The 13,580-nt window shown below is 45.4% G+C and carries 14 protein-coding genes; 2 read left to right on the top strand and 12 right to left on the bottom strand.

The genetic code is table 11. From position 1 onward, the window contains the following. Positions 1-216 precede the first annotated feature (216 nt). Positions 217-978 (bottom strand): 3-oxoacyl-ACP reductase FabG, encoded by a 762-nt coding sequence (fabG, locus tag HMPREF9370_RS01560; protein ID WP_009115502.1) that lies wholly within the window; start codon positions 976-978, stop codon positions 217-219. A gap of 194 nt (positions 979-1,172) precedes the next feature. Between fabG and HMPREF9370_RS01555 the strand changes: the two genes are divergently transcribed. Then, positions 1,173-2,135 (top strand): CobW family GTP-binding protein, encoded by a 963-nt coding sequence (locus tag HMPREF9370_RS01555; protein ID WP_009115501.1) that lies wholly within the window; start codon positions 1,173-1,175, stop codon positions 2,133-2,135. Positions 2,136-2,207: 72 nt separating this feature from the next. Here the strand turns inward: HMPREF9370_RS01555 and HMPREF9370_RS01550 are convergent, their stop codons facing one another. Then, complete coding sequence (locus HMPREF9370_RS01550; protein ID WP_009115500.1) at positions 2,208-4,121, bottom strand: sigma-54-dependent Fis family transcriptional regulator; 1,914 nt, start codon at positions 4,119-4,121, stop codon at positions 2,208-2,210. Positions 4,122-4,349: 228 nt separating this feature from the next. Between HMPREF9370_RS01550 and HMPREF9370_RS01545 the strand changes: the two genes are divergently transcribed. Beyond that, positions 4,350-4,682 (top strand): zinc ribbon domain-containing protein YjdM, encoded by a 333-nt coding sequence (locus HMPREF9370_RS01545; protein ID WP_009115499.1) that lies wholly within the window; start codon positions 4,350-4,352, stop codon positions 4,680-4,682. Between the two features lie 604 nt (positions 4,683-5,286). Here HMPREF9370_RS01545 and HMPREF9370_RS01540 read toward each other — a convergent pair. The 10 genes from HMPREF9370_RS01540 to HMPREF9370_RS01495 form a co-directional block, all read right to left on the bottom strand. After that, positions 5,287-5,880 (bottom strand): hypothetical protein, encoded by a 594-nt coding sequence (locus HMPREF9370_RS01540; RefSeq protein ID WP_009115498.1) that lies wholly within the window; start codon positions 5,878-5,880, stop codon positions 5,287-5,289. Between the two features lie 152 nt (positions 5,881-6,032). Then, the gene (locus tag HMPREF9370_RS01535) at positions 6,033-6,458 is read right to left on the bottom strand and encodes a F0F1 ATP synthase subunit epsilon (RefSeq protein ID WP_009115497.1); all 426 of its coding nucleotides are present in this window, start codon (positions 6,456-6,458) and stop codon (positions 6,033-6,035) included. A 10-nt stretch (positions 6,459-6,468) separates the two neighbouring features. After that, positions 6,469-7,866, bottom strand: coding sequence for a F0F1 ATP synthase subunit beta (gene atpD / locus HMPREF9370_RS01530; RefSeq protein ID WP_009115496.1), 1,398 nt, complete (start codon positions 7,864-7,866; stop codon positions 6,469-6,471). Between the two features lie 39 nt (positions 7,867-7,905). After that, on the bottom strand, positions 7,906-8,781 hold the full coding sequence (gene atpG, locus HMPREF9370_RS01525) for a F0F1 ATP synthase subunit gamma (protein ID WP_009115495.1): 876 nt from the start codon (positions 8,779-8,781) through the stop codon (positions 7,906-7,908). Between the two features lie 27 nt (positions 8,782-8,808). Beyond that, positions 8,809-10,356, bottom strand: coding sequence for a F0F1 ATP synthase subunit alpha (atpA, locus tag HMPREF9370_RS01520; RefSeq protein ID WP_009115494.1), 1,548 nt, complete (start codon positions 10,354-10,356; stop codon positions 8,809-8,811). A 10-nt stretch (positions 10,357-10,366) separates the two neighbouring features. Next, the gene (locus HMPREF9370_RS01515) at positions 10,367-10,915 is read right to left on the bottom strand and encodes a F0F1 ATP synthase subunit delta (RefSeq protein ID WP_009115493.1); all 549 of its coding nucleotides are present in this window, start codon (positions 10,913-10,915) and stop codon (positions 10,367-10,369) included. Positions 10,916-10,919: 4 nt separating this feature from the next. Beyond that, a complete protein-coding gene (locus tag HMPREF9370_RS01510) occupies positions 10,920-11,390 on the bottom strand; it encodes a F0F1 ATP synthase subunit B (protein WP_009115492.1) in 471 nt (156 codons plus the stop codon). Between the two features lie 76 nt (positions 11,391-11,466). After that, on the bottom strand, positions 11,467-11,700 hold the full coding sequence (gene atpE, locus HMPREF9370_RS01505; protein ID WP_002642492.1) for a F0F1 ATP synthase subunit C: 234 nt from the start codon (positions 11,698-11,700) through the stop codon (positions 11,467-11,469). An 86-nt stretch (positions 11,701-11,786) separates the two neighbouring features. Further along, positions 11,787-12,653: a F0F1 ATP synthase subunit A gene (atpB, locus tag HMPREF9370_RS01500; RefSeq protein ID WP_009115491.1), complete on the bottom strand. Its 867-nt coding sequence runs from the start codon at positions 12,651-12,653 to the stop codon at positions 11,787-11,789. Then, a complete protein-coding gene (locus tag HMPREF9370_RS01495) occupies positions 12,643-12,996 on the bottom strand; it encodes an ATP synthase subunit I (protein ID WP_009115490.1) in 354 nt (117 codons plus the stop codon). Before HMPREF9370_RS01495 ends, atpB begins: the two co-directional genes overlap by 11 nt. Positions 12,997-13,580 lie beyond the last annotated feature (584 nt).

Below are 13,580 nucleotides of genomic sequence, written 5' to 3'. Positions count from 1 at the left end.
TGCCTGTCTGAAAAGTTTTTCAGACAGGCATTGTGTTGTCCAAGTTTGTATAGTCAATCTGCTTAGATAATTATTAAAGATAACGTCATACTCGGGCTTGATTCGAGGAGCTCAATTTCCGGTAACTTTAAGAGATACTCGGGTCAAGCCCGAGTATGACGGTGTTGTTATTGTGTAAGTCGATCGGCTGTAGAAAAGCTTCCGGTATAGCAATGCTTAAAGCAAGGCTTCGGGCGATTCGGGCAGAATTTGGCCGCCGTCAAAAATCAGCGTTTGGCCGGTAATATAGGCGGCTTCTTTGCTGGCGAGGAAGCAGGCGGCATAGCCGATGTCTTGCGGCGTGCCGAGGGTGTGGGTAGGAATGGCGGCACGCATTTGGTTCAGATAAGTTTCACCTTGCGCCTGCAAGCCTTCGGTCAGAATATTGCCGGGCATCACGGCATTGATGGTGATGCCGAAGCGCGCGTATTCCAGCGCCGCGCTGCGCATAAAACCAAGCTGCCCTGCTTTGCTCGCGCCGTAATGGCTCCAGCCGGGAAAGCCGGTAACCGGGCCGGTGATGGATGAGGTAATCACAATCCGCCCGTAATGCTTCGGCTGCATCACGCGAATGGCGGCCTGCACGATAAAAAACGTGCCTTTCAGGTTGATGCCGTGGGTTTCGTCCCAATCGGCTTCGTTCATGTCGGCAAGGTTTTTCTGCGGGAAAATGCCTGTGTTGGCGCACAGAATATCCAGCTTGCCGAATTTGGTCGCAACCGCTTCAACGGCCTCGCGGCAGCTTTGCTGCGAACGCACATCCAAATATTGGTAATCGGCGCCCAATTCGGCCGCCGTCCGCCCGCCTTGTTCGCGGTCGATGTCGGCGACCACAATATCCGCACCTGCCTGCTTCAACACTTGGGCAATGCCTTTGCCAATACCCTTGGCTGCGCCGGTTACCAAAGCTACTTGGCCTTGCAGGGAAAACAAATTCATATCGGCTCCTCTCACATAACGGTTGGGTTGTTAAGCATCTATGGTACAGCAAGCGTTTTCCTGTTGGATAAGTGTTTCAAAAAGATTTGACCACAAACAGATAAACCTATGTTAAAACAATATCAATAATTCAATGACATTAAACCGGCCAAAGTGTTCCACACGATTGGTGCCATTCAACAACAGGTAAACGCATGAGCCCCACCCAAACTCCTGTAACCATCCTTACCGGCTTTCTCGGCTCGGGAAAAACCACCGTATTGCAAAAAATGCTGGCAGCGGAGCACTACGGCGACACGGCGGTGTTGATTAACGAGTTTGGCGAAGTCGGTATCGACCAGCAGCTGGTTGCACCGGTTTCGCCCAATGTGGTGCTGCTGGATTCCGGCTGCCTGTGCTGCCAAATTCGCGGCGAGTTGAAAGATTCGCTGGTGGAAATTTTGGATGCCCGCGCACAAAAACAGGTGCCGCCGTTTAAACGGATTGTGATAGAAACCACCGGTTTGGCCGAACCGACGCCGATAGTTGCCACCATACAGGCCGATCCGCTGCTCATACACCAGCTTAGCGTGGCGCACATAATAACCGTGGTGGATGCTGTAAACGGCAATGAAATGGCGCAAAGCGGCAATGCAGTGTGGACGCAACAGGTTACTGCCGCCAATATGATTCTGATTGCCAAAGCCGACCTCGCACCCGAAGCGGCTGCACAATTGGAAACCCGTTTTGCCGCCATGCTGCCCGGCGTAACCGTGCTACGCCACGGCCTTAACGACCCGCTGCCCGATTTTAACCGTCTGCCGGCTGCTACCCGCCGGCAAACCACAGGTTACCGCCCGCAAAACATCACTACCCACGGCGACGTGCATTCGCTAGCGTTCAGCATCAGCGAACCGGTTGATTGGACGGCATTCGGCGTGTGGCTTTCTGCTCTGCTGCATGTGCACGGCCGCTCGATTTTACGGATTAAGGGGATTTTAAATATAGGTGAAGATTATCCGGTGCTGATTAACGGCGTACAGCATATGATTTATCCGCCGCAGCATTTAAGCGAATGGCCGCACGAGCCGCACGATTCGCAACTGGTCATCATTATGACGGGGCTGGACGCCGGCCGGGTAGAAGCATCTTTCCGGCGGCATGTTTTGGAAATATAAACACCCAAATATCGAAATGCCTGTCTGAAAACCAAGCAACTTTTCAGACAGGCATTGCTTGTTTCAAGCAACTCAATACTTGATAGCGTATTTTTTCAAATAGCGGTACACCGTCATCCGGCTCACGCCGATGGCGCGGGCGAAACGGGTCACGTTGCCTTCAAAATCAGCTAACGCGCGGCGCAGGTCGGCTTCGTCGGCCAATGTGTGTTTGCTCCATTCTGCAAACGGACGTTCAGTGTCAGCTTCACAGACCGGCCGCAAGTATTCGGGCAGGTCTGTAGCCTCAATGCTTCCGCCTTGCGCGGAACACAAGGCCACTTCCAACGCGGTGGCCAGTTGGCGCAAATTGCCCGGCCACGGAAAATGACGCAATGTGTGCAAGGCATCTGCTGAAAGCGGCTTAAGCGGCAAGCCGGCTTTTTCGGCTGTGTATTCCAAAACCGATTGCACAACATAATCGATATCGTCGCGCTCGCGCAATGGCGGCAATGTGGTTTGAATGCCGTTGAGGCGGTAATAAAGATCTTCGCGGAATTTGCCGGCAGCAATGCGCTCCTGCAAATCGTGATGGGTGGCACAGATAATACGCACATCCACTTTGCGGGCTCGTACTGAGCCGACAGGCGTAACTTCGCGCTCAGACAACACGCGCAGTAAGCGCGATTGCAGAAACAGGGGCATATCGCCGATTTCATCGAGAAAGAGTGTGCCGCCGTCGGCAGCGCGTATCAACCCGGGCTTACCTTTGCTGCATGCGCCGGTAAAACTGTGAGGCTCATAGCCGTAAAGCTCGCTTTCAATCAGGTTTTCGGGAATAGCGGCGCAGTTAACCGCAATAAAAGGCCTGTCTGAACGGCTGCCGGAAAGATGCACGGCACGCGCCAGCCATTCTTTGCCGGTGCCGGTTTCGCCGTTGATTAAAATCGGCACCTGCGTATCAGCCAACACAGACAAACGCTGTAACATCCGCCGCTGGCTGCTGCCGGAGCCGCATAGCTTAGCCAACTCGGGCGCCAACTCGGTCTCTGCATCGGTTCTGGATGCGACCGAACCGCTTTTGGCAGCAGGCGGATTCACATGGGCGAAAAGCTGTATGTCGTCAATGTCAACCAGCGGTGCGTTGTCTTGCCGGCTGTAAACACTGATTAAGTTTGACCCAAACAGGGTTTCAAAAGCGCAGCCGATCAGCCTGGGCTGCTGCAAATGCTTGGCCGCCCATTCGTGAAAGGCATGGGATGCACCGGAAATATTACCTGCCTGATCAATCGCCAACAGGTATTCAGGAGAAACGTCGAGAAACACGGGTGAATAACCGATGCGTACCAGCCAGTCGTTTTGATGCGCCCGAATCAGGGCTGCATGTTCCACCAACGCGGCAAACTGACGCACCAGCCGCGCCGCCCAATATTGGCTCTGTCGTGCATGTTTCGGGCGGATGGAAGAAACATCAAGTACGGCGCATAGACGGTTTTGTGAATCGTAAACCGGCGCGGCGGAGCAAGTCAGCCCGATGTGGGTGGCATCAAAATGGTCGCTGCGGTGAACTGTGGCCGATTTGCCGGTGGCAAGCACCATGCCTACGGCACTGGTGCCGTTTTCAGGCTCGTTCCACAATGCGCCCAAGTGCAGCCCGCTGCGTTTAAACGTGTCCAGCTCCGCATCACTACCGCAACGCTCAACCACTACGCCCTCGCTGTCGGCCAGCAACACCACATAATCCATATCGCGAAGCTGCCGCCAAAGTGCATGCAAGCCATGCCGCGCCAAAGCGGTTAAATCACCGATGGCATCCTGATGTTCAATCAGGCGACTGTGAGGCACAATCAGCGCATCATTCAGTTTTTCTGGATTCAGGCCATGTTTAAACACACAACGGCGCCATGACTCAATAATATGTGGCTCAAAGCGTGCAGGGTTAACCTCCGCATCTTGCTGCACACACAGCAACACATCGTATATATGACGGGCTTGTTCGGCTAACATTTCATTTCTCCCTGCTCCATTTATATAATGATAATGGAATTTTTCTTTATTATTATTTGTTTATAAACAAATAATCCTGCTTTGCCAACCGCGTTTACAAGTATTTAAATAACCTTATATGAAGTAGGGTTATTACATTATTCAGACAGGCATTTCCCGCCACCTGCTTCAGTTGCTATATAATCTGCCCGCACAATTCCACTCAATCACAATAAGGAAACAAACCACATGACCTACCCAGCTTGCCCTCAATGCGGATCAAACCTCACCTACCACGACGGCCTGCATCTGGTCTGCCCGGAATGCGCCTACGAATGGGACGAACACACCGACAATGGCAACGACGACACACTGAGCGTAAAAGATGCCAACGGCACACCGCTGGCCGACGGCGACAGCGTGGTGCTGATTAAAGACTTAAAAGTAAAAGGCAGCTCGCAAGTCATCAAACAAGGCACCAAAGTCAAAAGCATCCGCCTGCAAGAAGGCGACCACAACATCGCCTGCAAAATCGACGGTAGCGCAATGAATTTGAAATCGGAATTTGTAAAAAAAGCTTAGCCCTGTAAGTTTGTAAAAAAAGCTTAGCCCTGTAAGCATGCCACGATAAAATATGCCTGTCTGAAAAACTTTCAGACAGGCATTATCTTTAACCTATTCGCATTCGCGATCTACTCTTTGTTACCCCAAAATCTGTACAATCTCTCCGATTGGCAATTATGTGCCCAACGGAAATTTGAAATCATGCTTATGATTCCTTTTGTTCCATCCATTCAATCCCGATATCATGTCGCTCCCAATCCTACCATCTCTCTTGCTCCCGTTTCTTCCCAAGCTTCCCATTTATATAATATATAATCGGAGACCTTTGCAAAGTTCTCAGATTGGGTTACAAAACAGCATACCCGTACCGATGCGGAAGGTTACATCGAAAAACTGCACATCACTGCGGCCAATGTCCATGAGTGCAAACACTTACATTTTTATCTTTAATTTGCAATAGCGATCTCTATTTGCTTCTCTTTTGAAAAATCTACCTTAGAAAAATCAACGTAAGCTGTTGCAGCCAATAAAACATAATTTGAGATATTATTAATACTCATTAAAAACCCCCTTTTAAGATTCTATTAAAAATTAATTTGTACCACTATTATTTATTTGGCAGTTATTTTAAATACTTCTTTTGAAACTCCCATTCATTAAAACTATCACAATCTTGAATCGTATCAATCCAAAACTTCAATCCTTGTAAATTATTAGCTATTGCAGGCAGTCTTACGCTAACCGCCATATTTTTCAACAAAACCACTCTGTCCTTTTCATCATAAAAGATTTCGTAATTCGCTACTGTATATGGCTTGTATTCTTTATATTTGTAACTGACTATTCTGTTGTTGTATCTATATGATATTTTATATTTTTTATCTTCAAACACCAATACCCTTCCATCTTCTATTGGTTCCTGGACGGTTTCCAAATCCTGCCGTTCTTGTTCACTGATTTTTGCCCAATATTCTTCAGGCGTAACATAAACGGTAATACCTGAATTTTTACACCACGCCTGTGCAGTCTGCCGAAGCGTCCAATATTCCGTAGCCCAACTAACCATCCAGCCGCCCATCAGCAGCATAAACCCTGCAAACCGGCCTATCCGTCTTCCCAAACCCAGCTTCGAAGTAAGCTTTCCGCATAAATAAGCGGCCAAAACCGTCAGACCAAGCCAAACTAATAAACCAAACAATACAGCTAATCCCAACATGGATATTCCTATTCCCACATATAAATATATTAATGTTTCAGGTTAATTTACTAACAATGACTAAATGATAATGCCTGTCTGAAATTTTCAGACAGGCATCAATTTATGCATACTTGACAGGTTCCATAAGCGGAAACCAACAAGTAAATCTATTAACGTTTTGTTTGCGAACGTAGGTAATCCAGCGTTTTGAGTTCAGCAATCGCTGCTGCCAAGGCAGCATGTGCTTTAGCCAGCGATTCTTCATCTTTAGCTTCAGAAATACGGGCTTCAGCAGCCTTTTTAGCTTGTTCTGCACGTGCCTGATCCATTTCTGCACTACGCACGGCCACATCAGCTAAAACAGTAATTTTATCAGGCTGAACCTCTAACAAACCGCCCGAAACTGCCACCAACACCTCTTCCGCCTGACCGGGAACCTGCAAACGCAGCGCACCCGGACGAACTAAACTCATAACCGGCTCGTGTCGCGGATAAATACCAAGCTCACCATTTTGGGTAGGCACTACAACAAAACTGGCCTCTCCTGAAAAAATGTTGTGTTCGTTACTTACCACTTCAACTTGCATGACACTCATGCCGGCCTCCTTAACTTAAGGTTTTACCTTTTTCAACGGCTTCTTCGATTCCGCCTACCATATAGAACGCTTGTTCTGGCAGATGATCATATTCACCGCTCAAAATAGCTTTAAAACCTGCAATTGTGTCGCGCAGAGACACATATTTACCTGGAGAACCTGTAAATACTTCTGCAACGTGGAACGGTTGTGACAAGAAACGTTGAATTTTACGCGCACGCATTACAGTCAGTTTGTCTTCATCAGACAATTCATCCATGCCAAGAATCGCGATAATATCACGCAATTCTTTGTATTTTTGCAATGTCGATTGCACACCACGTGCCACATCATAGTGCTCTTGACCCAATACCATCGGATCCAATTGACGAGAAGTAGAGTCAAGCGGGTCTACGGCAGGGTAAATACCTAATGAAGCAATATCACGGCTCAATACCACGGTTGCATCCAAGTGGGCAAATGTTGTTGCCGGAGACGGGTCAGTCAAGTCATCCGCAGGTACATATACGGCTTGGATAGAAGTAATAGAACCGGTTTGAGTTGAAGTAATACGTTCTTGCAAACGGCCCATTTCTTCAGCCAAAGTCGGTTGATAACCTACCGCTGAAGGCATACGGCCCAACAATGCAGATACTTCTGTACCGGCCAAAGTATAACGATAAATATTGTCTACGAAGAAAAGTACATCGCGGCCTTTACCGCTCTCATCTTTTTCATCACGGAAAAATTCCGCCATAGACAAGCCTGTCAAAGCAACACGTAAACGGTTGCCCGGAGGTTCATTCATCTGACCGTAAACCATGGCTACTTTATCCAATACATTGGAATCTTTCATCTCATGGTAAAAGTCATTACCCTCACGAGTACGCTCACCAACACCCGCAAATACAGACAAACCGCTATGTGCTTTTGCGATGTTATTAATCAACTCCATCATGTTTACGGTTTTACCTACACCGGCACCACCGAACAAGCCTACTTTACCACCTTTGGCAAACGGACAAAGCAAATCAATTACTTTAATACCAGTTTCCAAAATCTCAGTGGCACTAGACAGCTCATCGAATTTAGGAGCAGGCTGGTGAATAGCACGGGTCTGTTCCGAACCGATTGGACCTGCTTCATCAACAGGATTACCCAATACGTCCATAATACGGCCCAGTGTAGCTTTACCTACCGGTACAGTAATCGGAGCACCAGTATTAGCAACAGCCAAACCCCGCTTCAAACCATCCGAACTACCCATTGCAATAGTACGGACAATTCCATCTCCCAACTGTTGTTGTACTTCCAACGTCAAGTCGTTATCGACTAACTTCAGGGCGTCATATACGCGTGGGATAGCATCTCGCGGAAATTCCACGTCAACTACCGCACCGATAATTTGTACGATTTTGCCTTGGCTCATTATCGTATCCTATATTGTTTAGTTGACAGACTGCACACCTTAAACGGCAGCAGCACCTGCCACAATTTCTGACAATTCTGTGGTAATTGCTGCTTGGCGAGATTTGTTATACACCAAACGCAATTCTTTAATTGCATTACCAGCATTGTCTGTTGCAGCTTTCATCGCCACCATACGGGCAGCTTGTTCTGAAGCCATATTATCGCTTAATGCTTGGTAAACCACAGACTCCAAATAACGGCGGACTAAATATTCCAACACTGCTGACGAGCTGGGTTCATAACGGTAATCCCAATTGTATTTACCGTCTCCCATTCCCTCAAAAACACTTTGACCAATCGGCAAAAGTACTTCCATACGCGGCTCTTGTCGCATCGTATTGATAAAACCTGAATATACAATATGGATTGTATCTAACTCATGTTTCTCATATCGTTGGAAAATCTCTGTTAATGGACCCAGCATCATTTCCATCTTAGGTGTATCACCTAAGTTAGTAACGCTGGCAATCACATTTAAACCGATACGCTGACACGCAGCTAAACCTTTGCTACCAATGCAAACAACATCAACTTCAATACCTTGAGATTGATATTCCTGCACTTGCATTAAGAATTTTTTCAGAATGTTGGCATTTAAACCACCACACAAACCTTTATCAGTGGTGATCAAAATAAAGCCTGCACGCTGTAAACTTTTATGTTCTTCTAATAACTTAATGCCGTGCTCTTTATCGCTGGCTTGAGCCAAACGGCTCATCACCAAGCGAACTTTCTCAGCATAGGGTCTAGCCAAACGCATGCGCTCTTGAGTCTTCCGCATTTTAGAGGTTGACACCATCTGCATCGCTTTAGTGATCTTTTGAGTATTCTGAACACTACGAATTTTGGTGAGAATCTCTTTTCCTACTGCCATTTCAGACTCCTTTCAGTTTCTTTAATCTTACGCTTGATAATTGTAAGAAGATTTGAAGGATTTCATGGCTTGAGTCAGCACTTGTTCACTCTCATCAGACATCGCACCAGATGCATTAATAGCATTCAAAACATCAGGATGCTGAGTGCGCACATAACTCAGGAATTCTGCCTCAAAAGCTAAAGCTTTAGAAACGGGTACGTCTTCGTAAGAACCATTATTAATAGCCCACAAAGTCAATGCCATTTCTGCGGTATTTAAGGTGCTGAATTGTTTTTGTTTCATCAATTCAGTCACAACCTCACCATGCTGCAGTTGTTTGCGAGTAGCCTCATCTAAATCTGAAGCGAATTGTGAGAATGCTGCCAACTCACGATATTGCGCCAAAGCCAGACGAATACCGCCACCTAATTTCTTAATGACTTTAGTTTGAGCAGCACCACCCACTCTCGACACCGAAATACCAGCATTGATTGCAGGGCGGATACCAGAGTTAAACAAGTCGGTTTCCAAGAAAATCTGACCATCAGTAATCGAGATTACGTTAGTCGGTACGAATGCGGAAACGTCACCAGCTTGAGTTTCAATAATTGGCAGTGCTGTTAATGAACCCGTTTTGCCTTTTACCTCTCCATTGGTCAACTTTTCTACTTCATCAGCATTAATACGAGCTGCACGCTCTAATAAACGAGAGTGCAAGTAGAATACGTCACCAGGATAAGCTTCACGACCAGGAGGACGACGCAACAGCAAAGAAATTTGGCGATAAGCAACTGCCTGTTTCGACAAATCATCATATACAATCAATGCATCTTCACCGCGGTCACGGAAAAATTCACCCATCGTACAACCAGCATAAGGTGCAATAAATTGTAGAGCTGCAGCTTCAGAGGCTGTGGCAGCTACGATAATGGTATGCTCCATTGCACCATATTCTTCCAATTTACGCACCACGTTGGCAATAGAAGAAGCTTTCTGACCAACAGCAACGTAAATACAGATAACGCCGTTACCTTTTTGATTAACAATGGCATCCAAAGCAACAGCTGTCTTACCCGTTTGACGGTCACCAATGATCAACTCACGCTGCCCCCTACCAATAGGAACCATTGAGTCAATAGATTTCAAGCCTGTTTGCATCGGCTGATCCACCGATTGACGGGCAATTACGCCCGGAGCAATTTTTTCAATTGGTGCAGTCAGTGTTGTATTGATTGGACCTTTCCCATCAATAGGCTGACCCAAAGCATTAACTACGCGACCAACCAACTCACGACCAATCGGCACTTCAAGAATGCGATTAGTGCATTTAACCTCGTCGCCTTCTTTAATATGCTCGTATTCACCTAACACAACGGCACCAACGGAGTCACGCTCCAAGTTCATTGCCAAACCAAAAGTGTTACCGGGAAACTCAAGCATTTCACCTTGCATTACATCTGACAAGCCATGTACACGAACGATACCATCGGTTACGGAAATCACAGTACCTCGTGTACGTATTTCCTGTTTGGTATTCAGGTTCTCAATTTTGGCTTTCAGCAAATCGCTAATTTCAGCAGGATTAAGCTGCATGAAAACTCTCCTAATTCGTCATTGTCGCATACAGGTTTTTCAATTTCCCCTGCACGGACAGATCTAGTACTTGATCACCCACTTCAATTTTAAGGCCTCCAATCAATTCTGGATCAACCTCAAATTCTGCCTCTAAACGTGTATTAAAGTGCTGCTCAAGCTCTTTGACAATATTTGCTTTTTGACCTTCGCCAGCAAACTCATATGCACTATAAATAACCGCCTTTTGGGCTTGATTACGTGATAAGGTCAAATCTTGGTATTGGGTATAAATTTCAGGTAAAACCTGAAGGCGCTTCTCTTCAGCCACAACATAAATAAAGTTTCGAAATGCTTCACTTTTCATAGCTTCAGACTCACTCAACAACCGGGCAAGTTCATCTGCTTTTTGAATGCTGCTCATCTCGGTTTCTTCAATCATTGCGGCAACCGGAGTTTGCTGCACAGACCACGCTAATTCTCTTAGTCCGCCCAACCAAGCTTCAATTTGATTTTTCTCAACTGCCAGCTCAAATAATGCTTTAGCATAAGGTCTGGCAATGGTTGCGAACTCGGCCATAATATTACAGCTCCTGTTTCAGATTGCTTAACAACTGAGCGTGCTGTGCTTCATTTACTTCACGACGCAAAATTGATTCAGCACCTTTCACAGCCAAGACAGCTACCTGTTCACGCAAAGCTTCGCGTGCGCGATTAGCTTCTTGTTCTACATCAGCTTTAGCTTGTTCTGTAATACGGGCAGCTTCTGCAGAAGCTTGGTTTTTAGCTTCTTCTACAATTTGTGCTGCACGTTTTTCGGCATTGGCTACCATCTCGGTAACTTGGTTACGCCCTTCGGCCAAGAGTTCTGCAACTTTCTTTTCTGCCTGCTCAAAATCACTTTTTCCTCGCTCAGCTGCCGCTAAGCCTTCTGCGATTTTGTCGGCGCGCTCATCTAATGCTTTAGCGATCGGAGGCCACACAAAACGCATGGTAAACCATACCAAACCGATAAATACAAGAATTTGCGCAAATAAGGTTGCATTAATATTCATTACTTAACCTTCGCATTTAGGGTTAATCAAACAAACGGATAGATATCGTTTGTATCGAAACAGTTTTCTGTTTTGATTAGCCTTGGAACGGGTTAACGAAGGCAAACAACAGGGCAATGGCCACACCAATCAGGAAGGCCGCGTCAATCAGACCTGCAATCAGGAACAGTTTAGTTTGCAAAGGGCCAATCAGTTCAGGCTGACGGGCAGAAGACTCTAAGTATTTAGAACCAACCATGGCAATACCGATAGAAGCACCCAAAGCGCCCAAAGCCACGATCAAACCACAAGCGATAGCAATCAAACCCATCTCAAAAACTCCTTAAAATTGAAAGAAAAACTAAAGGTTAAAACAACGTTAAAAAACAACTAAACTAACAACTTGAAAAACTTAAATTAGTGTGCGTCATGCGCTTGGCCGATATAAACAAAAGCCAACGCCATGAAAATAAAGGCTTGTAATGTAATAACCAAAATATGGAAAATAGCCCAAATCAAACCTGCAATAAGATGGAAAACAAACATAATCGGATCTAAAACGCCTATGCTACCAGATGCAGCCCAAGCACCGCCCAATAATGCGATCAGCAAGAAAACCAATTCGCCTGCATACATGTTACCAAACAACCGCATACCGTGCGAAACAGTCTTTGACAAGAACTCAACAATATTCAAGATAAAGTTGGCAGGACCAAGCTTCGGACCGAATGGAGCACTGAACATTTCATGCATCCAGCCACCAAAACCTTTGATTTTAATATTGTAGAATATACATATTACCAATACACCGATAGCCAACGCCAAAGTAGTATTCAAATCTGCCGTAGGCACAACACGCAGCAAAGCATGGTGTTCACCGGTAACGGTTTGCCAAGCTACCGGTAACAAGTCTACCGGTAATAAGTCCATGGCATTCATCATGAAAATCCAAACAAACAAAGTCAAGCCCAATGGCGCAACCAGTTTGCGGGACTGCTCATTATGCACAATGCCCTTACACATATCATCGACAAATTCAAACAGAATTTCTACTGCCGCCTGAAAACGCCCAGGAACACCGGCAGTTGCTTTCCGCGCGCCAAACCACAACAGAAAACTACCTAATATACCTGTTAATACAGCAAAAAATATCGCATCGATATTGATAAATGAAAAATCAGCGATATTTTTCAGGCCTTGCCCTTGGGCCACATCCGACAAACTAGTCAAGCTTTGCAAATGGTGCTTGATGTAGTCGGCAGCGGTCATTGATTCACTTGCCATAACGTTGAACTTTCCAAAATACTAAAAAAACCACATGACTGACTGCCAGCAAACCGAATAAAAACGGAATAAAAACCAGCGCTTGATGCCATATTGCAAACACAATCAACATCATTACCCAAGCCAGTACTATTCTTAAGCCTTCTCCGAGCAAAAACCCATAACCTGCGAATTTCGGGTAGGGATTGAAAAGCCTTAAGACCAATACCGTTACCGAGGAGGGCACCAAGTAACACAAACCGCCTGCCAAAGCCGACAACAAAGCAGGAACACCGCCTACAACACCTGAAATTGCTGATACGATAAGCAATATGCCTGCTTGCAATATTAAAATCTTACCCATGTTTATCCGCAATTTTGTAGCACGCAACGGCTATATATTTAACGGCGCTACTATAATAAAGAGCAGTGTGAGCGTCAAGAAATTTGTTAATTTTCGTCAACCTTTTGATGCTGTTTTTATTAGAAACCCGCGACAATTTATCTTTAAAAATATTTGAAATTTCCTGCTTATCACCTAGCCCGTATTTCATCTTAATTCCCTTAAAATTACAAGAGATTACATTAAAATCGCAATAAAATCTTACAGCATACAAAAAAGATGTCATTTACTCACACATTGTCACATCAATCTAAATTTACAAAAAATGGTTTATTCACTCAATACAGATTCACTTTTCAATATTAAATTTTTTTTCAAAAAAATATTGGAATAATATTTTATTTATAGTGAATTACTCCTTCATCCTTCTTAATTATCTGCCGCAAATTCATGCTATGTTTTGCAAATAAGAAAAATATCGTTATGCCAATTTTACATTTAAATAGACTAAGAATGCCTGTCTGAAAACAAGCTTGCTTTCAGACAGGCATTTCACGAACGGTTAAATATCATTAAAATGATAATCGAAAATCTTTAAATATATT

Origin of the sequence: Neisseria wadsworthii 9715 (assembly GCF_000227765.1) — a bacterium.
GTDB lineage: Bacteria > Pseudomonadota > Gammaproteobacteria > Burkholderiales > Neisseriaceae > Neisseria > Neisseria wadsworthii.
This window is presented reverse-complemented; position numbering and strand designations above follow the sequence as displayed.

What these genes read in the sequence shown, in the direction of transcription:
- HMPREF9370_RS01515 (WP_009115493.1), bottom strand. Translation starts at nt 10,915, where the DNA reads ATGGCCGAGTTCGCAACCATTGCCAGACCTTATGCTAAAGCATTATTT.
- HMPREF9370_RS01550 (WP_009115500.1), bottom strand. Translation starts at nt 4,121, where the DNA reads ATGTTAGCCGAACAAGCCCGTCATATATACGATGTGTTGCTGTGTGTG.
- atpG (WP_009115495.1), bottom strand. Translation starts at nt 8,781, where the DNA reads ATGGCAGTAGGAAAAGAGATTCTCACCAAAATTCGTAGTGTTCAGAAT.
- atpB (WP_009115491.1), bottom strand. Translation starts at nt 12,653, where the DNA reads ATGGCAAGTGAATCAATGACCGCTGCCGACTACATCAAGCACCATTTG.
- HMPREF9370_RS01545 (WP_009115499.1), top strand. Translation starts at nt 4,350, where the DNA reads ATGACCTACCCAGCTTGCCCTCAATGCGGATCAAACCTCACCTACCAC.
- HMPREF9370_RS01535 (WP_009115497.1), bottom strand. Translation starts at nt 6,458, where the DNA reads ATGAGTGTCATGCAAGTTGAAGTGGTAAGTAACGAACACAACATTTTT.
- HMPREF9370_RS01510 (WP_009115492.1), bottom strand. Translation starts at nt 11,390, where the DNA reads ATGAATATTAATGCAACCTTATTTGCGCAAATTCTTGTATTTATCGGT.
- HMPREF9370_RS01555 (WP_009115501.1), top strand. Translation starts at nt 1,173, where the DNA reads ATGAGCCCCACCCAAACTCCTGTAACCATCCTTACCGGCTTTCTCGGC.
- fabG (WP_009115502.1), bottom strand. Translation starts at nt 978, where the DNA reads ATGAATTTGTTTTCCCTGCAAGGCCAAGTAGCTTTGGTAACCGGCGCA.
- atpD (WP_009115496.1), bottom strand. Translation starts at nt 7,866, where the DNA reads ATGAGCCAAGGCAAAATCGTACAAATTATCGGTGCGGTAGTTGACGTG.
- atpE (WP_002642492.1), bottom strand. Translation starts at nt 11,700, where the DNA reads ATGGGTTTGATTGCTATCGCTTGTGGTTTGATCGTGGCTTTGGGCGCT.
- atpA (WP_009115494.1), bottom strand. Translation starts at nt 10,356, where the DNA reads ATGCAGCTTAATCCTGCTGAAATTAGCGATTTGCTGAAAGCCAAAATT.
- HMPREF9370_RS01495 (WP_009115490.1), bottom strand. Translation starts at nt 12,996, where the DNA reads ATGGGTAAGATTTTAATATTGCAAGCAGGCATATTGCTTATCGTATCA.
- HMPREF9370_RS01540 (WP_009115498.1), bottom strand. Translation starts at nt 5,880, where the DNA reads ATGTTGGGATTAGCTGTATTGTTTGGTTTATTAGTTTGGCTTGGTCTG.